The following is a 20,519-nucleotide window of genomic DNA, read 5'->3' on the forward strand; positions in this document are numbered from 1 at the left end:
GCCATCGGCAGACTCCTTTCGCAAGAGACTCTCGCCGCTCCATACGGCATACTTGCGAAAGGTATACACGATGCCAATCGATCGCGCCAGACCTCCCAGCTTACCTATCTATGCGCGCTGGCCCTGGTAAGTGCCCTTGAGAAGCGATTTCGGGAAGATGTGATGGTACTGAATGTAATGGAGACGCCCTTGATGGGTCAGCGACAGGCCCAGCCCCGTGTACCAGTCCCTCGCGCCATTGGCCTTCATCGCAAGGAATACCAGCGGGAAGAGCGGACTGCTTGCGCCACGGCCAGCGAAGTCGCCGGGTTCAACGTGGAGGCGTCCAAACTGCTGCTTCACCACCTCGATGAGTTCCGTAGGCCCGCCGCCCCGTTTCAGCACATTCAAGTCGGCGTCCAGCAAGGTCTCGCTCGAACCGCGTGAATACCCTCCGGTCTTCGATCCATTATTCGGGCCGGGGTTGAAACCGACCGTCCGCTTCGATCTCGCCGACCCAGCGATAGACCGGCTCCTGCTCCTTTGCCACATGCACGCGGGTTTCTCCATGCCGGAGATTCGTGCGCACCAGATAGGCCGTACCTGCCACGGTGAAACGCGAAACCACAGACTGGGGTTCATGCTCATTCCACACCCCACGGTTCGCCATCGCCCTCGCGTTCGCGTCGAGGAGTTCATCGCTTACATTCCCCCAGCACCCCACTTCATGCCGGAGGATGAGACCCCCGATGGCCCGGCAGCCCTGTAGTTCATCCCCGTGGACTTGCGCGAGAGTGGAGTACGCCTTGCTCGTCACGAGGACCACCCCGACGAACACAACCTTGTACTGAAAACGCTCTTCGACCGGGTTACTCATTGAACACCTCCTAAGGGTCGCGGTCACGGGCAGATTGACCCAATGCCGCCGCCAACTATTCATACGGAGCGCTGACGCGGAGCAGGAATGGGCTCTCGGGGGTCGTACCGTCCTCAGGTGTGCCCTTCGTTTCCACTGAAGGCTGAAGGTGCCCGTTGGCTCGACATTCGCCGGGCCTACAAAGAAGAGGCTGGTTCGGGTCTTCGCCGTTGAGGGCATGAACCGTCCCGACCAAGGGTAGAAGGGGCCTGTCATGGAGTATCGGATCCCGGATCATCTGATTCACAAGTTCGTCAACGCCGAGTATGTCGCGGCTATGCTCCACCGGAACGTCAAGACGATCCGGCGTTGGGCGAACGAGGGTCTCATCCCTTCCATCCGGTTGAACAGCCGAGTCCGACTGTTCCACCCCGAAAGCGTGCTGGAGTCGCTGCGGCGGCGCGAATACATGTCGGCGATACCACGCCCAAAATACGACACTCAAGCGAGGCCGTCCGTCACGCTGTGCCAGCTTTAGGGGCGACTCCGTGGGGCGGCGACTTCAATGGAGGCTACAGCAGTGTTATGAGCAGTGATCTTGTGTGTTATGAGGAGTGCCACACGAGAACTACGCGGCGATCCACTTCTCATAACACAGCGTCGAGGGGTCGAACTCGGGCGATGATTCTTGCCACCCCCGGAAAACCCTCGTGTTTACGCAAAGAATGAGGGGCCATTAACGCGCACAAATGTCTGTCCTCGCACATGCGAATGCCGCCCATAACACAACCACACCGGGCTCTCAACGGAAGAGAGGGGTTTGTTTTTAGCCGGAAGACCGGTGGTGCAGGTTACCCCGCAAACGGGAAGTGCAGCCGAGACGCCGCGTCCTGCTTGGCCCGTTCGCCTCGACGGTCGTAACGTGCAGTCGTCGTGGGGCTGGCATGCCCGGCGAGAGCCTGTACGGCCACCAGATCGGCCCCGGCGTCGAGGAGGCCGCTCACGAAGGTGCGTCGCAGGTCGTGCGGGCTAAAGTCTCCGACTCCGGCCTTGCTTGCCAGCTTGCGGAGGATGTCGAGGACGCTCTGAGGCGAAAGGCCATGCTCCCGGACGATCTGTCCGCCCTTAAGGGTGGGATAGAACAACGGTCCTGCTTCGGCACCCCGAACGGCCAGCCACGCTTCGACCGCCTTTGCGGCTCCGTTTGTGAGGTAGACGAGCCGTTCCTTCCGACCCTTACCGGAAACCCGCAGTTCGCCGGTCTCGGGTTTGTAGCTGTCCACCTTCAGGGCGACTACCTCCGCCCGGCGTAGCCCGCCGCTGAACAAGACGGCCAACAGGGCCGCGTCGCGTCGGCCGGTCGCAGTGGGATCACCTTGGCACGCGGCAACGAGGGCGGCGACTTCGCCGTGGGTCAGCATCCGGCCCACGGGCAGCCGAGAACCCCGGACGGTCTGTACGTCGGCGACCCGGTGGTACGCTTCGGCGCTCATCTGGCCGAGTTTCCATGACTCCTTCAACACGCCCCGGAGAGCGGCCAGCATCTTGTTGACGTTCGCCGGGGCGTACCGTTCGGCCAACGCCGCCCGGAGGGCCTGCACATGCTGATAGCCAAGTTGCGACCATGGCAGGGAGAAGGCGTCGGCCCGGCCACCGGAGACCAGAGCAGCCATGGTGTCGAGGGCCTGCTTCATGGTTCGTCGCGAACCCTCCCCAAGCCGGGCGAGGTACACCGCGACCGGGTGCTGGTCTGCCGGAGTGACGACGGCCAGCGAAGTCGGGGAAGCGGGTGTCGTTATATCGGACGCGGTTTCCATGGGCCGTTTCTCTGTGAGAACTCTGATTCTCATAGACAAACATCCAATACGTTTGGGGGGCAGGCAAGCCGAAAATGACCGGCGTGGATGGGGTGCCGGGCATCGTTGGGCACGCCGCCGGGTGGCTCGGCAAAGAACTTTATTTTGCCCACCCCTTCTGGCAGGCCCCCCATGAAGGACACCCCCGGACGCGGGGGTCTCCCGTGCGCGTGCGTCATGGCCCATAATGCTACTGGATGGCCGCACCGCCGGATGAATGTGATTGATCCAGAGACTGCGGTTCAGCGATGAATGAGGGAGCGATCCGGGAACCAGAACACAGCAGGAACCGGCCCTCGTCGTCCGGCAGCGCCTGCAGGTTGTCGGTCATCGTTTCGGCTCCAATCAGGTAATATGCCAGATAATGTGGTATCGAACCTGATTTCAATACCACATTAAGTGACTTCGTACCCGATCAGTCCTTCTTCTCCCATTCGGCATCCGGGCCGCGCCGCACGCACTTGATCTTCCTTGACACCTTCAGTCGGTTCAGCACCTTCCGCACGGTCTCGCGGCTGACGCCGGGACACAGTTCCTCAATCTGTGTGATCCGGAACCGGGCGGGCAGCCGTTCGATGGCTTGGGCCACCAGTTCACCTTTGGCCCCGCGTGCCGTCGTGAAGGTGCCCACCCGCTCGGAGAATTCGCGGTATGCCGCCAGCACCGTCCCGGCCCAGTAGCTCCACCACGGCGTCAGGTCGTGTTCGCCGTCGTGCCAATCCTGCGACGACTTGTACAACGTCTCGTAGTAGCTCTCCTTGGTCCGCTCGATGATCCGTTCGAGGCTGATGTATCGCCCGACATGGAACCCGGCCTGATACAGCAGAAGCAGCGTCAGGAGCCGGGCCATCCGCCCGTTGCCGTCGGCGAAGGGGTGGATGCACAGGAAGTCGAGGACGAATGACGGGATCAGCAGCAGAGGGTCGATCCGGCCTTCATCGGTTTCGTGTTGATAAAGGTGGCAGAGTTCCTGTACATGCTTTGGCGTGCCGACCGCCGACACCGGCTGAAAACGTAATCGCGTCCGGCCATCGGGGAGATGCTCGACGATGCGGTTGTCCTTGGTCTTGAACTTGCCGCCACCGCCTTGCACCAGCCGAAACATGTCGCCGTGCATCTGGAGGATCAGCTTGGGCGAGAGTTTCATGTCGGCGTGGCGACCGTGGATCATGTCCAGCACGGCGCGGTAACCAGCCACCTCCTGCTCGGGACGATCCTTGGGCCGGACTTTCTTGGCCATCAGTTCCTTGAACCGATCCGCAGGGACGGTCACGCCCTCGATCCGGTTCGAGCTTTCGGTCGATTGAATGATCGCCACCTGCCGCAGCGTCTCCAGCATCTCGGGACTCTGCTGGGCATACAGGTCTTGCTTACCCTGAAAGGTGCCGATCTGGCGGATCGTGGATACCAATTCGTGCGCGACGCGTTGATGGCGGATATGGTCGTGTTGAAAGGATCGCATGAGTACTCCTACCGTTCCAGCGGAAAGCCCAGATCCTTGAGGTTCCGCCGGATGGCCTTCTCCAGCTTGGCCGATTCGGCACACTGCTCGGCCAGCGTGTCCGTCACGCCTCATGGCGGAGGGCGTCCGCACTGCCGCAGTCTCGTTGATCATTGTCCTCTCGTGGCCATGAGGCGTCCAGAGCTATTCGCTGCCGAGGTTGTCCGTCTCTACCAGAGCAGGCCCCGGCCACGTTCGCGTCTCCAGCCGCTCCACCCTCGTTGTTCGATCCACTCTTCCCGGCGTGGACAGCCTGCCGCCACCCACTCCAGCATCTCCACGACGCTCCATCGGGCGCATGAGTTGAACTTGAAGCGGAGCGGAGGCGGGATACGGTCTGACAGGGCAAGCTGGCGGACTCGTGCGACGGTGACCTGAAGGAACCGGGCCATGTCCGGCGCATCGAGCAACAGCCGCCCGGATTCTCGAAGGACATCGACCTTCGGGCGTAGGATGATCCGGCACTGGTACGGTGGTCGTCGGGGCATCGCTCACCTCCTGCGGCTCGTTGGAGCATCCACGTCAATCGAAAGCGCCTTCCCCCGAATCCGTTGCCATGTCTCGTCCGGTGGGCAGCCGGTATCGACCCACGCCACGATTTCCCGGATGGACCATCGCTTGAGCCTGCGGATCTGGACCGGTCTGGGCATGGCTCCGCAGTTGGCCAGCAGCCACACCGTCCGTTGCGACAGATTCAGCAATCGGGCGACCTCGCGCATGTCGAGGAGGTACTGGCCGGGTGGAATGCCCCAGTCGATGGCTGGCCGATTGAGCAGGGAGGCAGCCTTCTGCCGCTCTTCCGGACTCACCTCCACGGCGGCGGGCGCGGGGTTGGGCGAGACGGAAGCCACCGGGGGCGGCGGTGCCTCCACCCTCTGCTCGCGAAGCGTCTTGGTGATCGTCTCGCGGATTTCGCGGGCCAGCCGGTCGAAAAAGGCGGGGGGCACATGGAGCGTGGTTTCCAGCTTCAACGGTATCGGAGTCTCGGGCGTTGTCACAGCGAATCCTCCAACAAGGAAAGGGACGCTGGCATGGTCTCGATAGGAACGGCAGTGGTCAACTGTTTGGAAAGGGGCGGAGGATGTCGATGCGAACGAAGCGGGACGTTCGTGCCGACGCCGAGGTGTCGAGACGAGGTCATGGCGGTGGCATCGAACTCGGCCATCGTAGAGGCCCATGGTTCCTCTGCGACTCCCGCCGCCTTGATCGGTCGGAGCTTCACCCTCCGAGGTTCGCGCGTCGCGTAAGTCGCCCCGGTTTCCTATGTCGCTACGGTCGGCTTATGTCGCTACGCAGAAAGTGCAAAAAACGTTGATTTTGTTGGGAATTCTAAAAAGATTTTCTTGCTTGGGAAGCTGGCATTCTACCACTGAATTACGCCCGCGATTCTAAGTCGCTTTCTATCGGCGACTTGCATCTGCAGGCCGCGCGTCTTCCGGCCAATTCTAGACAGTGTTTTAGACACTGCAGAGCTCTCCCTTGTCGTTGTCTGCATCGGCCTGCGATCTGCGGCGGCCAGAACGCCGCGTCCATCACCTGAAGAATATCCGACCCGGCCCGCCTTGGCAAGCATCTTGGCGTTCGGCCGAGCGCTTTGCGGCACGGACCCGCTGAGATTCGTCGATTCACCGGACTCACCTTCCGGAGCCTGTGAGTGCAACCTGACATGGCGTACGCGATCGCGGCGCAGGCAAGACGAGCCGACTGTACGCACAGGTGACGGTGGCAGGGTCACTTGTGTGTGCGGTGGCGCCTGCTACCGGTCTGCCGCTTCGGCCGCTTCGATCCCGGCCTTGGAGGGGGCGCGCCAGACGTAGAGGTCGCGCTCGACCGATTGAACGGCGATGGTGCTGTCGTCGGGGGAGAAAGTCACGCCTCGGAAGGTCGTTCCCTCCGCGCGCAGCGTTGCGATCTGCCGCCTTGTGGGCACGTCCCAGAGCAGGACCGCTTCTTCGCGACTGCCGCCGCTGGTCGCCAGGCGTGTGCCGTCGTGAGAGAATGCCAGCCAGTAAATGGCCAGCCGGTGGCCGGGGAGAGGAGGCGTGAGCGCCTGCCAGTCTTGAGTGTCCCACAGCATGAGCGTTCCGAAGTTGCTGCCCGTGGCCAGGAGGCGGCCGTCGGGCGAGAAAGCCAGGGCGGCGATTTCGCCCTGATGGTACATCTCGATCTGAACCTGCCGGCGCCCGAGGTCCCAGATGATCACCTTGCCGTCATAGCGGCCGCAGGCGAGTAGCCTGCCGTCGGGCGACAATCGGGCACCCCCGATCAGCTGCATGGCCCACGGAGGCCGCGGCTTCCAGGCGGGCACTTCCCACTCAAGAAACGCGCGTTCTGGCATCGCCGTAGTCCCGGTTACGAGTCTGGTTCCGTCTCTGGAGAAATCGCTGAGCCATATCCCAGCCCAAGTAGTGTCGTTCTGATCGCGTTGAGGCCAGGCGGGTTGGGAAGTCACGACGCGCCGTTCCGTGAAGTCCCACACCCGCAAGCATCCGTCCAGCCCTCCAACCGCCAGCCAGCGTCCGTCCGGAGACACCGCCGGCCACAGGTTTTGCGTGCCCATCGCGGCGAGGTCCTCCTTGGGTGCCATGGTCTGGGCATCCCACAGGCTGACCGAGCCGGACAGGTTCACGACGGCCAGGGACTCACCGTCGGGCAGATACGGCAAGATATACCGGATGCCGGACGATCGCCGGACCGTAAAGCCCTGCCGGGAGGCCTTGGGCGGCTCCGTGCTCCACAGCCAGACCGAGCCGTCTTTACAGCCAGTGACCAGCCGACGACCATCCGGTGAGAACGCGAGGGTCCAGACCTCCCGGCTGTGCCCCCGAAGAGGTCTCATTGGCCTGCCTGCAGGTGCGCTTGACGCGCCAGGGGAAACCTGCTCGCGGGCGGAAGGCTCGATGCTCCGCGTCGGCGGCGCGTCACGGGTCGTTGGCGTGTTGACGGCCACAGGCTTTTCAGAGGCGATGTCCCAGAGTCCGATCGAGTAGTCCGCGCTGGCTGAGGCAAGCAGACCGCTGGAGGGCGAGAAGGCCAAAGCATGGATAAACCGCTGGTGGCCCTGGAGCAGGCCGCGAGACTCGCCCGTGGCGGCATCCCAGAGCCGAATCACGGAATCGGAGTAGCCCGCCCCGGAGGCCAGGAGGCGGCCATCCGGGGAGAACGCCAGCGCGAACATGTCGTCGGCATGGGCCCGGAAGTCCCGAAGCCTCGCGCCGTCAGGCAGAGACAATATGTGGACCCTGCCGTGCGCGTCGCCGACGGCCAGTCGGCTGCCGTCGGGCGAGATGGCGGCCGGGTTGCCATGCTCCGCATCGCGCGGGGGCGTTGTCCGAAACCGCTGTCTGGGCGTGGTATCCTTCTCATCAGGCGGTTCGATCTTGATCTGCGAGGATTGGGTGCCCGTCTGCAAATCCCAGACCGTGACGAACTGAGGCTCCGGCTTGTGAGGGTCCGGGCGCTTGGATACTTCCACAGTGATCAGCATGCGGCCGTTGGGCGAGAAGATGAGTGCCGTGATGGGTGCCTCCCGAGCGAGAGACGACCTCACGTCCTCCTTGGACAGGTCGTAGAGCCTGACGGCGCTGCTGCTCTTGCCGTCGTTCCAGGTAAAGGCCAAGCGGCTGCTGTCCGGTGAGAAGACAACCGCGGCTTTTCCGGCACTCTTCGGCTGGAGCGTACGAAGCTGGCGCGAGGCCAGGTCCATGAGCCCGACCCATCCGTCCACGCCCCCGACGGCCAGCCACTTGCCGTCAGGCGAAATCGCGACGTGCTTCACGGAATCCGAATGCTGCAGCAGCTCTTCGAGAAAGGCAGGGTCTCTCCGGCACTGCTGCCAGTGGTAGCGCCACTCCCAGCCGCGGAGATCGCCCTGGCCGGGCAGAGGCAGATGGCGATCCAGCAGGAATCGAGCCTGACCCAGGTCCCCGTCGGCCAGGGCCTGCTGGACGAGGATCATGTCCGCGGCATAGGCGTTTCGGCGCGCGTTCAGCTCGTTCTGACGCGATGTCGTTCTCTCCGTTACGGCGGTTTGCCATTGCCACAGCACGCCTGCGAATCCGGCCATGAACACGATCGCGAGCGCGGCGGCCATGCTGGCAATGAGCGGCTTTCGTCGGCACCAGCGCCAGAACTTCGCCGTCTGGCCCACCGGCCGAGCCAGAATGGACCGACCTTCCAGCCATCGCTCCAGATCCTCGGCCAGCGCTCCGGCCGAGGGGTAGCGGCGATGCGGGTCCTTCTCCAGGCACTTCAGGCAGATGGTCTCCAGGTCGCGGCTGATCCGCCGGTTGATCGTGCTGGGGCGGCGCGGTTCGCTGTCGCGGACCTGCTGGAGCGTTGCCAGGGGCGTATCCGCCGCAAACGGCGGCTGGCCGGTGAGGAGCTCGTACAGGATCGCTCCCAGGCTGTAAATGTCGGCCGCGACGGAGAGTCGCTTGCCACCCCCTGCGGCCTGCTCCGGCGCCATGTAACTGGGCGTACCCAGGAGCTGACCCGTCAGCGTAAGGCTGCTGTCGTCGGCCACGCGGCGAGCCAGGCCGTAATCGCTTACGTAAGGATGCTCCGCGGCATCCAGCAGGATATTGCCGGGCTTGAGGTCTCGGTGCAGGATGCCGTGCTGATGAGCGTAGTGCACCGCGCCGGCCACCTGGGCCATCAGTCGAGCCGCGGTGCGCAGGTTCTCGGCGTAGCGGCGCATCTGCCGGGCCAGCGTGCCGCCCTCGATCAGCTTCATCGAGAAGTAGTGGCGCCCCTCGTGCGTACCCACTTCGTAAATGGGCACGATGTGCGGATGATCGAGATTGGCCGCCGCCTCGGCTTCAGCGTGAAAACGACGCACGTCTGATTCGGAGGCGAATTCACCGGCCAGAATCATCTTCAGCGCCACGGTGCGGCCGAGGCTGACTTGCCGCGCCTTGTAGACCACGCCCATGCCACCCCGGCCGAGAATTCCCAGCAGCTCGTAGTCGCCGAATCGGCCGGCCGTGATGCCAGCCGGTGGCGCCTCCGTGGCATCGGCAGGAATGTGATGCGGTGCGGCGTTCACGGCCTTTCTTGCGGGCTCCATGGCGCCGCGCAGCAGGCAGCGCGGACAGTGCCCGTGTATCAAGGGTTCATCCAGAATGGTTCCGCATCTCGGGCATGTGTGCTTGGCGCTCATGGATGATCTACGCCTCGCGAACTCGTCGCCTGCCTTGCTACTATACGGAAAAACCGACAAAACGTTACGGACTTACCCGAATGCGGCGAACAACTGGCAGATCTCATCCTCCACGTCGCCGGGGTCCTGGACGGTCCGGGCAATCTCACCCAGCAGAATCTGGCGATATCGGGTCCGCAGCCGGAACACGGCCGCTCGGGCGGCGTTTTCGGAGAGGCCGAGCTGGCCGGCGATCCGGGCGTAGGGCGCGGCCTCGTCGATATCCGAAAGATAGGCGTTCAAGACGTCGAACTGAGGCCCTTTCTCCGCGGCAATGTACTCCTGTTGCAGCCGGGCCAGGACCTCACTCAGCAGCGTGACCGCCCAGCGCCGCTCGTACGCCCGCTCGGGGGTCAGATCGTCGGCCGGCTCTCGAAGGTAGCGTTCCTCGGCCTGCACGGCATCCCATGAAAACGGCGTGCTCCCACCGCCGCGCTTGGTCGCACGGGCCTGGTCCCATTCGTCGTTTAGGAAGTGCTGGAGCGATGCGAGGAGAAACGTGCGAAAGCGGCCGCGCCGGGGATCGGCCAAGCCGAGGTACCTGCGCTCCAGGAAGCGGGCGAAGAACTCCTGAGTGAGGTCCTGGGCGTCCTCCCGGCGGTAGCCCCGCCGCCGAACGTAGGCATAAAGCGGATACCAGTACTTACGGCAGAGTTCGGCCAGCAGCCCCTGAGAACCGGCGGCATCTCCGAGCCCCGCCCCCAGCACCACGCTCCAATGCGTGCTGGGAAACGACGCGCCGGATGCCGAAGACGGCAGGCAGGATGAATCCGGGCGGTCCATGGCCTGAGTCCGTTGACGCTTTCCCGGCCGGACGAAACCGCGGAGAAGGCCTCATCTTAACCAATCCTGCCCCCGGCGGACAGAAAGTGCATAACGAATTCCCGAATTTCCCGTATATGGAGAGTGGAACAGCGTAAGACGGCCTCCCGGGGCTACCAGACCCCGGGACCTGACGATCCGAATGGCCGTAGCCCCGCGCTTCCAGACCGGCAGCACGGCCCGGTTCGAGGGTGCAAGCAGGCGATGCCATGCCGCGCTCATGGCCCTACAAGGAGGGGCTTTGAATGAGGAGGCGTTCTGGGCTTGCAGTGTCACTTACTTCGGGAGAGGGTGGATTGCAGTACGATGGTTTGTTGACGCGAGAACCCTGTCGCCTCCGGCACGGCGGGAGCCCTTCCCGCGCGGAGCAGCGTGAGATTCCCTGCGGGAAGGGTTTCCGCCCGGGCAACTCTGATCGCGATCACGGCTGATCCCTTCACCGGTCTGGCCTGAAAACCGGCGCCGGCCGTGCGTTGCGGTCTGGATCTGTTTGAGCATTTCAGTTTGCGGAGGTTGTGTCATGTCTTTCCTGAGAAGCGGGTTCCGGACAGCCTATGTGGGGCGAGTCATGCGCAAGAGCAGGTTCGTTGTGAGCTTCTTGGCCGTAGTTGCTGTGGTCGTCGTATTGGCCTTCGCCGCGCCGGCGGGGGCCCAAGACTCCGGCTCGATCGTGGCCTGGGGGCTCAACAATGACAGCCGATGCAACGTCCCTGGGCCCAACACCGGCTTCGTGGCCGTCGCGGGGGGTAATCATCACAGCGTGGGCCTGAAGGCCAATGGATCGATCGTGGCGTGGGGATACAACGGCAAGGGCGAATGCAACGTCCCCGTGCCCAACACCGGCTTCGTGGCTGTCGCGGCTGGCTGGGGCCATAGCTTAGGCCTGAAGACCGACGGTTCGATCGCGGCGTGGGGTTGGAACGAGTACGGCCAACTCAACATCCCTGCGCCCAACAGCGGCTTCGTGGCCATGGCAGCGGGGGAGTTCCACAACCTGGGCCTGAAGGCCAACGGATCGATCGTGGCGTGGGGAAGCAACACCTACGGCCAACGCAACGTCCCCGCGCCTAACGGCGGCTTCGTGGCCGTCGCCGCGGGCGGGAATCACAGCCTGGGCCTGAAGGGCGATGGCTCACTCGTGGCGTGGGGAAATGGTCCTGGCGCGCCCCCTGCGCCCAACAGCGGCTTCGTAGCCGTCGCGGCAGGCTACAATCACAGCCTGGGCCTGAAGGCCAACGGATCGATCGTGGCGTGGGGACGCAACGATCACGGTCAATGCAATGTCCCCGCGCCTAACGGCGGCTTCGTGGCCGTCGCGGGGGGCGGGTTGCACAGTCTCGGCCTGAAGACGGATAGCTCGATCGTGGCTTGGGGATACAACAGCGACGCCCAATGCAGCGTGCCTGTGCCCGACAGCGGCTTTGTGGCCATCGCGGCGGGCTACGCTCACAGCTTGGGCCTGAAGCCCGATAGGGACGGCGACACAGTGCCCGACGTGTCGGACAACTGCCCGAACGTTGCCAATGCAGACCAGGCGGAAACCGACCAAGATGGGGCAGGCGACGCTTGCGACGAAGATGATGACAACGATGGCGTTCTTGACGGCAGCGACAACTGCGCGAGGATCGCCAATTCTGATCAGGCGGACATCGACGCCGATGGGATCGGCGACGCCTGCGACAACTGCCCGGAGGTAGCCAACCCGGACCAGACAGATTGTGACCACGATGGAAAGGGCGACGTGTGCGCCATTGCTGACGGCACATCTCCGGACGAGTGGCCCCCGGGCGGCGACGGCATTCCGGACGAGTGTGAACCGGTCCGCAACATGACGCAGCACCGCTATTACACCCAGATTCAGCCGGCCCTCGACGCGGCGGCCAATAACGATGAGATTATCGTCGCCCCAGGCACTTACGCCGAGGCGATCAGTTTTCTCGGCAAGGCGGTGTACCTGCACAGCTCCGACGGCGCGGCAGTGACCATCATCGACGCCACGGGGCTGAACACGTCCGTCGTGACCTGCGCCAGTGGCGAAGGGCCGGGCACGGTCCTGGAGGGCTTCACGATCAGGAATGGCAGCGCAGGCTACGGCGGCGGAATCAACTGCGGCAATTCTTCCCCCACGATCGCGAACAACACAATCACCGGAAACCGATACGCTCGCCGAGGTGGCGGGATCGTCTGCGGGGAAGGCTCCCCGACGATCGCGAACAACATCATCATCGGTAACGGTCCCGCATTCGAATCGACCGGATCCGGGGGGGGGATCTTCTGCGAGGGCGGCTCCCCCGCGATCGTGAACAACATCATTACGGGAAACAGTGCTTGCGGCTTCCCGGAGTGCGAGGGCGGCGGCGGGATCGCCTGCGTGGGAGGCTCCCCTACGATTGCGAACAACACGATTACGGGAAACATCGCGGGGATTGGCGGCGGGATCGCCTGCGGGGGAGGCTCCGCGACAATCGTGAACAACACAATTGCGGGGAACATCGCAGCATACGAGTCGGGCTGGGGCGGCGGGATCAGCTGCGGGGGGGGCTCCATTACGATCGAGAACAACACGATCACAGGTAACATCGCGTGGGACCGCGGGGGCGGGATCTGCTGCTGGGGGGACTCCACCACGATCGCGAATAACAAGATTATCGCAAACTCGGCGTTCTTCTACGGCGGCGGCATCTACTGCTGGAATGCCTCCCCCACGATCGCGAACAACACGATTACGGGGAACAGTGCCTTCAGTGGCGGGATCTTCTGCTACGGTGGCTCCCCCACAATCGCCAACACGATCGTCGCATTCAACTCCTCGGGGATTTGCGTGGACAGCGATAACCCGGGCACGCCGACCCTCCGATACAACTGCGTCTATGGGAACGCGGCGTACAACTACTCCGGCGTGATCGACCCGACGGGGTCCAACGGCAACGTCTCCGCCGACCCGAAGCAAGCGGGCGTTGCTCACGGCAACATGCACATTCAGCCGGACTCGCCATGCAGGGATGCCGGGGACGACGCGGTGGTTCAACCAAGCTGGCTCGACATCGACGGCCAGGCCCGGACTCAAGGCAGCCACGTGGACATCGGGGCGGACGAGTCGGACGGCATGATCTGGCCGGCAGGCCCCTACGTGATCGTACGGGTGAGCCCGGACGGCAACGACGCGAATGACGGCTCGTCGTGGTTACTGGCCAAACGGACAATGCAGGCGGGGATCGATGGGGCGTTGGCCGCTGGCGGTGAGGTCTGGGTCCGGGGTGGGACCTACCTGGAGCGGATCACAGTGATGCCGTACGCCCATGTGTATGGCGGCTTTGCGGGCACGGAGGCGGCGCGTGGAGAGCGTAACTGGGCCACCTGGCGGACCATCCTCGACGGCCAGCAGGGCGGGTCGGTGGTAACTGCGTGGGGGGGATTCCAGGCCAGTACCATCGATGGTTTCACGATTCGGAACGGCAAGGCTGATCCGCCGGGCGGTGGCGGGATCTGCTGCGACCAATCGTCCCCGACAATCGCGAACAACACGATCACAGGAAACAGCAGCACCGGCTATGTAGGCGGCGGCGGGATCTGGTGCAAAGGTGGATCGCCGAGGATCGCGGACAATGTGATCACGGGAAACAGTGCGATGATTGGCGGCGGCGGCATCTACTGCTGGAATTCCTTTCCCACGATCGCGAACAACACGATTACGGGGAACGCTGCGGGGTATGGCGGTGGGATCTGGTGCGTGGGAGGCTCCCCTACGATTGCGAACAACACGATTACGGGAAACGCTGCGGGGTATGGCGGCGGGATCCACTGCGAGGTAGGCTCCCCTACGATCGCGAACACGATCATCGCATTCAACTCCTCGGGGATTTGCGTGGACAGCGATAACCCGGGCACGCCGACCCTCCGATACAACTGCGTCTATGGGAACGCGGCGTACAACTACTCCGGCGTGACCGACCCCTCGGGCACGAACGGTAACATCAATGCCGATCCGCTGTTCGTCCGCCATCCCAGCGATGGCGGCGACGGCTGGTGGGACAATTGGGATACACCCGACATCGACGAAAGTGCCAACAACGACTACGGCGATCTGCGGTTGCGGGCCGGCTCGCCGTGCATTGACGCTGGCGAGAATGCGGCCGTGCCCGTGGGCGTGACCACGGACTTCACCGGCCGGCCGCGGTTCTTCGACGACCCGGCCACTCCGGACACCGGGGCGGGAATGCCGCCGATCGTGGACATGGGAGCGTATGAGTTCGCCGCTGCTGTCCCCGCCGACCTGGACGGCGACGGCGACGTGGACGCCACTGACTTCGGCATCTTCCAGGCCTGCGCCTCCGGCCCGGCCATTCCGCACGACGGCACCCGGACCTGCCAAGCCACCGACCTCGATCACGACGGCGACGTGGACCAAGTCGATTTCGGCATTCTCCAGCGATGCTGGAGCGGAGCGAACAAGCTCCCAGACCCGCAGTGCGCGAACTGACTGACCTGCGGCATGTCTCGTCCTGGTGGCATGCCGCCGAGCATGTCGCCGGGCCTTCAGGCATGGCAACGAAAACATGAGGAGAATGCGATGAGATTCTTGCTTAGGAATATCCAGACGCGCGCCGCCCTGGCGGCGGCCATCGTGCTTGGAGTGGCCGCAGTGGGCCAAGGTTACAGCATCGCCTACGTCGATCCCGTCGTGGACGACATTACCCGGGCCGGCCGCGGACCCGTCAAGCTCTACGTGCCCGACGGGTACGACCCGCAGCATCCCGCACCACTGCTGCTGATGCTGCACGGCGCGGGATCGACGGGGGAGGGAGATGAAACGCAGAGGCTCTCCTTCCGGCTTGCGAGCCTAGTCGATGAGAGAGGCTTTCTTTACGCCCACCCGAATGGCGGGTGTATCGCTGGTGGCGGCCTGAAATGGTGCTACCCGAACCTGCGGCCACCGGACGACCCGGCCTACCTGCGCCAGCTCATCGGTGCCATCTCAGCGCAATACCGCGTGAATCCCAATCGGGTCTTCCTTTTCGGGGCTTCCAGCGGCGGGATCATGGCGTATAGCATGGCCTGCCGGTACGCGGACGTGATTACGGCGATTGCGGTCTTTACTGGGTCGGTCAACGAGACGGAGTGCAGACCGGACGATCCGGTCCATGTCCTGCACATCTACTGCAGCAAGGACACGACCCTTCCTCGGTCGCCCTGTGCCCCGGATACGCCAAACAACCTGGACTTCTGGGCTCAGTCCAACGGGTGCTCCCTGACTTACGAAGGCGCCCGTTGCGGCTGCCCGGACACGCCGGCCGACCCCTGCGATAATAGCCTGGGGCGGTTGGATCTGGTTGCACGTCTCCCGGGCGCGGAGACCGTCATCACCCGCTGGACCCAGGGATGCGCCACTACCGGCGCCATCGAGATGTGGACGGTCCTGGGAGTCGGCCATCCAGTGATTGACCCCCTCTGGTCAACGTCCGATTACCAACTTATCGCCCGGCTGGCGGTCAACTGGCTGCTGGCCCATCCCGCAGACTGCAACCGAAACGGCAAGCCCGACGACGAGGACATCGCCGACGGCACCAGCCGCGACTGCAACGGGAACCTGATCCCCGACGAGTGCGAACCCGGCGGCGTGGAGGTCGTCAACGCCGACTTCAATGAGGACTGCAGCGTCGACATGGCGGACTTTGTCATCTTCGCGGCATGTGCCGATGGTCCCGCCCTGCCTTACACCTCCGCCTGCGCGCTCATTCCGGACGGCCAAGGCTTCATCGCCGCCGACTTCGACCGCGACTGCGACGTGGACCAGGACGACTTCGGTGTTTTCCAGCGCTGCTACAGCGGCGCCGGCAAGCTGTCAGATCCGCAGTGTGCGGATTGAGCTGATGTAGGTTCTGCTCGGCCGGCGCCGCGAAGACGCGCTGCGCGTATCGGGCATTGGATGAACACCCGAGCGGGCTCGGAACGAGACCGGGCTTGGAAAGGAGACTGCGATGTCTGCGACCTGTTTTCGTGTTTGTGTGGGGAGCGTTGGGCTGGCTGCGTTTGCTGGCTTGGCCGTCCACGAGGCCCGCGCGGCCGATCAGGACCTGCTGGTTACTACCAGCAACGGTATCTTGCGCTACGATGGCACGTCCGGGGCCTATCTGGGGCCGTTCGCTACCGGTTTTCAGGCGGAAGCTCGCGTAAGGGCGATCAGGTACGGTCCGGACGGGCAGATCTACGTGTCCCTGAACGCATCCTACGGAATCGCTCGCGTCAACGCAAAGACCGGAAAGATCCTGGATGACCCGTGGGCATCCAGGTGCGACTTGAATGGGCCCCTCGGCATGCGCTTCGGCCCCGACGGGGACCTGTACGTCGCCAGCCTTACCAACACCAAGGTCGTGCGTTTCAACGGGACCACGGGGGCGTGCATGGGCGATTTCATTCCGCCCTACTACTGCGGGTTGAGCGGGTCTCGCGGGGTGGGCGGGATTGCCTTCGGCCCGGGCAACAGGCTATATATAGGCACCACGTTCAGCAACAACGGCGTCAGGCTTTTCGACGCACCGACGGGCGCCTGCATCGGCGAGTTCATTTCTCAATCCTTGTGCCCCTCTGCCCCGAGCGTCCTAGGGTTGGGTCCCGCTGACGGCTATCTCTATGTCGTGGGTTATAACTACGGCGAGGTGTGGCGTTACGACGCGGAAACCGGCGCGCCCATCGACGTGTTCGTGCCCCCTTACACGACGCTGGTGGGCCCCTCCAGTTGCTCCACCTGGGGTCCGGACGGCTGTTTGTACGTGGTGGACTACGGCGCCGCTCGAATTCAGCGCTACCACGGGACAACTGGCCAGTTCATGGGCACGTTTGCCGCCGGCCCTGAGATGGTGGAACTGTGGGGCGCCGTCTTCATGCCCCACCCCGCCGACTTCGATACCGACGGCGATGTAGACGTCGGGGATGTCGGGCGCTTTCAAGCCTGCGTTACAGGCCCGACGATACCGTACAACCCAACCGCTCTGCCGCCCGGCTGCGTGATGCCGGTTGACGCCAACGGCCATATCGACGCCGACTTCGACCAGGACGGCGACGTGGACCTAGCCGACTTCGGTGTGTTCCAGCGGTGCTACAGCGGCGCGGGCAAGGCGGCCGATTCGGCGTGCACGGACTGATCGAGTGCGAGAATTGACCTGGATTCATCAGGAGAATAGGTTGAACCGCATGCACTTGCTTCGCAGCGGCCTTTTCCTGATGGCGCTTGCTCTGGTGGCCGTCCCCGCAATGGCGGCCGACTGGATCTCTCCCAAGCCCTTGCGACCTGGGCAGTTCGGGCGAATCGTCGTCTTTAGCGCCAGTTCCACCGACGTGGGCAATGTCAGGCGAACAACTACCTGGGCAGCAAGCAAGTATCCTTGTCCTCCGTATTGGGAAGGTCGTTTCTCCAACGGTCCCGTTTGGGTCGAGGTGGTCGCGGAGCGCCTGGGCGTTGCCGTGCCCACCGCCAGTGCCGTCGGCGGTCCGAATGCCACCAACTACGCCTACGGCGGTGCGCAGATCGTTGGCCGGAACAGGGCGAACGTCCCGTCGCTCCAGGAACAGGTGGCCGAGTTCCTCGGGGAGGACACTCCTAGTCGCGCTGCTGTCGGAAGGCCCTATCGATCAACGTGGAAGCTCCGGTTTGCCGCAGGAGGTGAGCGATGCCGCGACGACAACAATACCAGTGCCAGATCATCCTATGCCCGAAGGTCGATGTTCTCCGGGAATCCGGGCGGCTGTTACTCGATACGCCGGACATGGCCCGGTTCCTTCAGGTTACCGTCGCACGAGTCCGTCAGCTTGCCCTGTCAGACCGTATCCCGCCTCCGCTCCGCTTCAAGTTCAACTCTTGCGCCCGATGGAGCGTCGTGGAGATGCTGGAGTGGGTGGCGGCAGGCTGTCCACGGCGGGAAGAGTGGATCGACCAACGAGGATGGAGCGGGTGGAGACGCCAGCCTGGCCGGGGCTTGCTCTGGTAGAGGTCGTGGTCTTCGATGCGGGCCATCGTCGATCCCGTACCCGCCATCTGTACTTGCCGATCAAGACCATCAAGAAGCTGCTGGAGCCGGGCGAATAACAGGCCCTACCATCCCCACGTCCACCTGCTGGTCACCGGCGGCGGCGTCTCCGACGACGGCCAGTCCTGGTGCCAGCCGCCGGGAGCCTTCCTGCTGCCGGTCAAGGCCCTCTCCAGGCTGATCGCCGCCCGCTTCCGGGATGCCCTCCAGAAGGCCCGGCCGGACGCCTTCGCCAGCCTTCCGCGAAAAACCTGGAAGCAGCCTTGGTGCTCGTTCGCCAAGCACTACGGCCGGGGCAAGCAGGCGGTCGTGGATTACCTCGCCCGCTACGCCTTCCGCATCGCCCTCACCAACGCCCGGATCGTCGCCATGGACGATACCCATGTGACGTTCAAATACAAGCAGCGGGACACCGGTGAATGGAGGAAGTGTCGCTTGACCGGGCTCGAGTTACTCCGCCGCTTTCTGATGCATGTCCTGCCCAAGGGCTTTCATAAGCTGCGCTACTACGGGCTCTGGCATCCCTCGAAACGTGATCTCCAGCAACGGGCCCGGCTGCTGCTGGCGTTGCTCGGACGCCTCCGGCCGGTTGAGCCCGTCCTCATCGCGGACCTGGCCGCGGAAGCAGACGCAGCCTCGCAGGATCCGGAGACCCCGGCAGCGGGATTCTCACCGGCCTGTCCTGGCTGCGGAACTCGTCGCGTGGAGCATCTGCAGGAACGTCGCCGTGGCCCCGGTCCGTAGGGCTCATCGCCGGCCGGTCCTGACTCCCTGAGCCGACTGCGGCCCGCGGGTGCGTGGACCGACTGGCCCGCCGGTCGCATGACGGCGTCAAGCAGGGATCCAATCCAGCGTGTGTTTGCACTTCGCAAGCACGCCGTCGGTTACTGCTGCGCCGTGAGTCCCCCGAGAACGCTCGCCCAGCCGGTTCGCTCCCCCCAAAGCGGACTCCCGAACGCCGGCCACTCCTGCCGCCACCCATCCAGCGGCGTAGGCGCTTCGTCCAAAGCCCTATCTACTTCCGCTATGATTGATGTCGGTCTCCCCCGCTTAAGTAGAGCAAGCCCGCTTTCCGAACAGTTCCCGAACATCGAACGATCCGCGCCCGACTCTCCACCAAGCATAGTATACCAGATTCAAGGTGGCTCAGCGATCCGAGCAGCACGCCACGGCCGACGATGCCGATCGTCTTGCACAGCCATTCGCGTGCGCGTGAGGACCGGCTATGGACTTTTGGGGCAAAAAGTGCTACACTTTTCAGGATGGCAAAGAAGAGACCATCCAAGCCGGGTTATGGGGACCTGTTCAAGGCCGCCAAGTCGGCGTCGAACCTTCTCGTGCTCTTCATCCCGAGCCAGGATCGAGACGAGAAGCCGATTGACCAAGACCACTGGAGGGACGAGGCCCTGACGGCGCTGGGCAAGCTTTTCGGTGGCGCGACCGCCTACCCGAAAGGCAAAGGGGTCTGGCGCGATGACGATCAGGGCGGTAAGCTCCTCTTCGACGAGCCCGTCGTCATCCAGTGCTATACCTCCGAGGAGTCGATCCGACGCCAAGCGGGCGCCCTTCGCGAGTTCCTGGTTCGGATGGGGACCGAATGCCGGCAAGGGGCCGTCGGCTTCGTGATCGACCGGGATTACCTGGAGATACGCTTCCCCCTCGTCGGGAAGGGAGGATGAGACTATGGCACGCAACATCAAACGCATCGCCCAGGACATGGGCGCAGAGATCGTCGGTCAGGTTCCGGACACCGGCGGGGGCGCCTTCGGAGCCGCTCGCTTGCCTCACGTTGTCCACGCTTTGCGAGAGCGGCTCCAACCAAGCCACGGGCGGAGACCAGGGCGGCCCACGTCCAAGGACTGGTCGCTACGCTCGAAGGTCCCGATGAGTGCAACCACGCGCAGCAAGCTCCGGCGGCTGGCCCGGCAGATGAGCACGACCAAGCGCAAGGTGAGCCCCATGCAGGTGGCTGCCCAACTGCTCGAAGAGGCGGTGGCCGTCTGCCCCGCCGATTGATTGTGCGCGTGGCATTCTGGTACGGCCGCGCAAGACGGGACGCGAGGCGCGGTTTGCCGCAACAAAGGGACTCTGTAGCATCAATACCGGGCCACCTGGCATCGGTTCCGGTTTTCGTGGAGTGACCGGGTGGTTTGAGTTCGTCCGATCGTCTGGGCCTCCCGCTGCATGTCGGCGGCGATGCGTCGGCTGATCTGGGCTTGGGTGCGTACCCGGTAGACGGTCTTCTGCATCTTGCGATGGCGACGGTTGCCGCGCTCCACCG

Annotated in this window: 18 protein-coding genes; 8 read left to right on the top strand and 10 right to left on the bottom strand. The window is 63.9% G+C overall.

Annotated elements, in window-relative coordinates:
• Nucleotides 1–108: 108 nt before the first annotated feature.
• Together KA354_22980 and KA354_22985 are read right to left on the bottom strand one after the other, a co-directional pair.
• A complete protein-coding gene (locus tag KA354_22980) occupies nucleotides 109–390 on the bottom strand; it encodes a hypothetical protein (GenBank protein ID MBP7937515.1) in 282 nt (93 codons plus the stop codon).
• 58 nt (nucleotides 391–448) lie between these two features.
• Nucleotides 449–856, bottom strand: coding sequence for a hypothetical protein (locus KA354_22985; GenBank protein MBP7937516.1), 408 nt, complete (start codon nucleotides 854–856; stop codon nucleotides 449–451).
• Nucleotides 857–1,109: 253 nt separating this feature from the next.
• Here KA354_22985 and KA354_22990 point away from each other — a divergent pair, with 253 nt between their 5' ends.
• Nucleotides 1,110–1,373 carry a helix-turn-helix domain-containing protein gene (locus KA354_22990; protein MBP7937517.1) on the top strand — a complete coding sequence of 88 codons (264 nt, stop codon included), beginning with the start codon at nucleotides 1,110–1,112 and terminating at the stop codon, nucleotides 1,371–1,373.
• A gap of 313 nt (nucleotides 1,374–1,686) precedes the next feature.
• On the opposite strand, the gene KA354_22995 is transcribed toward KA354_22990, so the two are convergent.
• The 7 genes from KA354_22995 to KA354_23025 all read right to left on the bottom strand — a co-directional run bounded on the left by KA354_22995 (nucleotide 1,687) and on the right by KA354_23025 (nucleotide 10,097).
• The gene (locus KA354_22995) at nucleotides 1,687–2,652 is read right to left on the bottom strand and encodes a tyrosine-type recombinase/integrase (protein ID MBP7937518.1); all 966 of its coding nucleotides are present in this window, start codon (nucleotides 2,650–2,652) and stop codon (nucleotides 1,687–1,689) included.
• 229 nt (nucleotides 2,653–2,881) lie between these two features.
• On the bottom strand, nucleotides 2,882–3,022 hold the full coding sequence (locus KA354_23000) for a hypothetical protein (protein ID MBP7937519.1): 141 nt from the start codon (nucleotides 3,020–3,022) through the stop codon (nucleotides 2,882–2,884).
• An 84-nt stretch (nucleotides 3,023–3,106) separates the two neighbouring features.
• The gene (locus tag KA354_23005; protein MBP7937520.1) at nucleotides 3,107–4,153 is read right to left on the bottom strand and encodes a Fic family protein; all 1,047 of its coding nucleotides are present in this window, start codon (nucleotides 4,151–4,153) and stop codon (nucleotides 3,107–3,109) included.
• Between the two features lie 209 nt (nucleotides 4,154–4,362).
• Complete coding sequence (locus KA354_23010) at nucleotides 4,363–4,680, bottom strand: hypothetical protein (GenBank protein MBP7937521.1); 318 nt, start codon at nucleotides 4,678–4,680, stop codon at nucleotides 4,363–4,365.
• A 3-nt stretch (nucleotides 4,681–4,683) separates the two neighbouring features.
• Nucleotides 4,684–5,190, bottom strand: a complete 507-nt coding sequence (locus tag KA354_23015) for a hypothetical protein (GenBank protein MBP7937522.1) — start codon at nucleotides 5,188–5,190, stop codon at nucleotides 4,684–4,686.
• 758 nt (nucleotides 5,191–5,948) lie between these two features.
• Nucleotides 5,949–9,353, bottom strand: a complete 3,405-nt coding sequence (locus KA354_23020) for a protein kinase (protein MBP7937523.1) — start codon at nucleotides 9,351–9,353, stop codon at nucleotides 5,949–5,951.
• Between the two features lie 72 nt (nucleotides 9,354–9,425).
• Complete coding sequence (locus KA354_23025) at nucleotides 9,426–10,097, bottom strand: sigma-70 family RNA polymerase sigma factor (GenBank protein ID MBP7937524.1); 672 nt, start codon at nucleotides 10,095–10,097, stop codon at nucleotides 9,426–9,428.
• A 637-nt stretch (nucleotides 10,098–10,734) separates the two neighbouring features.
• On the opposite strand from KA354_23025, the gene KA354_23030 reads away from it, so the two are divergent.
• The 7 genes from KA354_23030 to KA354_23060 all read left to right on the top strand — a co-directional run bounded on the left by KA354_23030 (nucleotide 10,735) and on the right by KA354_23060 (nucleotide 20,254).
• Nucleotides 10,735–14,694: a right-handed parallel beta-helix repeat-containing protein gene (locus tag KA354_23030; GenBank protein ID MBP7937525.1), complete on the top strand. Its 3,960-nt coding sequence runs from the start codon at nucleotides 10,735–10,737 to the stop codon at nucleotides 14,692–14,694.
• A gap of 90 nt (nucleotides 14,695–14,784) precedes the next feature.
• Nucleotides 14,785–16,080, top strand: a complete 1,296-nt coding sequence (locus KA354_23035; protein ID MBP7937526.1) for a hypothetical protein — start codon at nucleotides 14,785–14,787, stop codon at nucleotides 16,078–16,080.
• A 112-nt stretch (nucleotides 16,081–16,192) separates the two neighbouring features.
• The gene (locus KA354_23040; GenBank protein ID MBP7937527.1) at nucleotides 16,193–17,356 is read left to right on the top strand and encodes a hypothetical protein; all 1,164 of its coding nucleotides are present in this window, start codon (nucleotides 16,193–16,195) and stop codon (nucleotides 17,354–17,356) included.
• A gap of 525 nt (nucleotides 17,357–17,881) precedes the next feature.
• Nucleotides 17,882–18,199 (top strand): hypothetical protein, encoded by a 318-nt coding sequence (locus KA354_23045; protein ID MBP7937528.1) that lies wholly within the window; start codon nucleotides 17,882–17,884, stop codon nucleotides 18,197–18,199.
• A 15-nt stretch (nucleotides 18,200–18,214) separates the two neighbouring features.
• Nucleotides 18,215–18,982, top strand: a complete 768-nt coding sequence (locus KA354_23050; GenBank protein MBP7937529.1) for a transposase — start codon at nucleotides 18,215–18,217, stop codon at nucleotides 18,980–18,982.
• Between the two features lie 557 nt (nucleotides 18,983–19,539).
• Complete coding sequence (locus KA354_23055) at nucleotides 19,540–19,917, top strand: hypothetical protein (GenBank protein MBP7937530.1); 378 nt, start codon at nucleotides 19,540–19,542, stop codon at nucleotides 19,915–19,917.
• A 4-nt stretch (nucleotides 19,918–19,921) separates the two neighbouring features.
• Nucleotides 19,922–20,254, top strand: coding sequence for a hypothetical protein (locus KA354_23060; GenBank protein ID MBP7937531.1), 333 nt, complete (start codon nucleotides 19,922–19,924; stop codon nucleotides 20,252–20,254).
• Nucleotides 20,255–20,334: 80 nt separating this feature from the next.
• Here KA354_23060 and KA354_23065 read toward each other — a convergent pair.
• A partial coding sequence (locus KA354_23065) for a hypothetical protein (GenBank protein MBP7937532.1) occupies nucleotides 20,335–20,519 on the bottom strand: 185 nt, incomplete at its 5' end.

The sequence above is a fragment of the Phycisphaerae bacterium genome, assembly GCA_018003015.1.
Taxonomy (GTDB): domain Bacteria; phylum Planctomycetota; class Phycisphaerae; order UBA1845; family PWPN01; genus JAGNEZ01.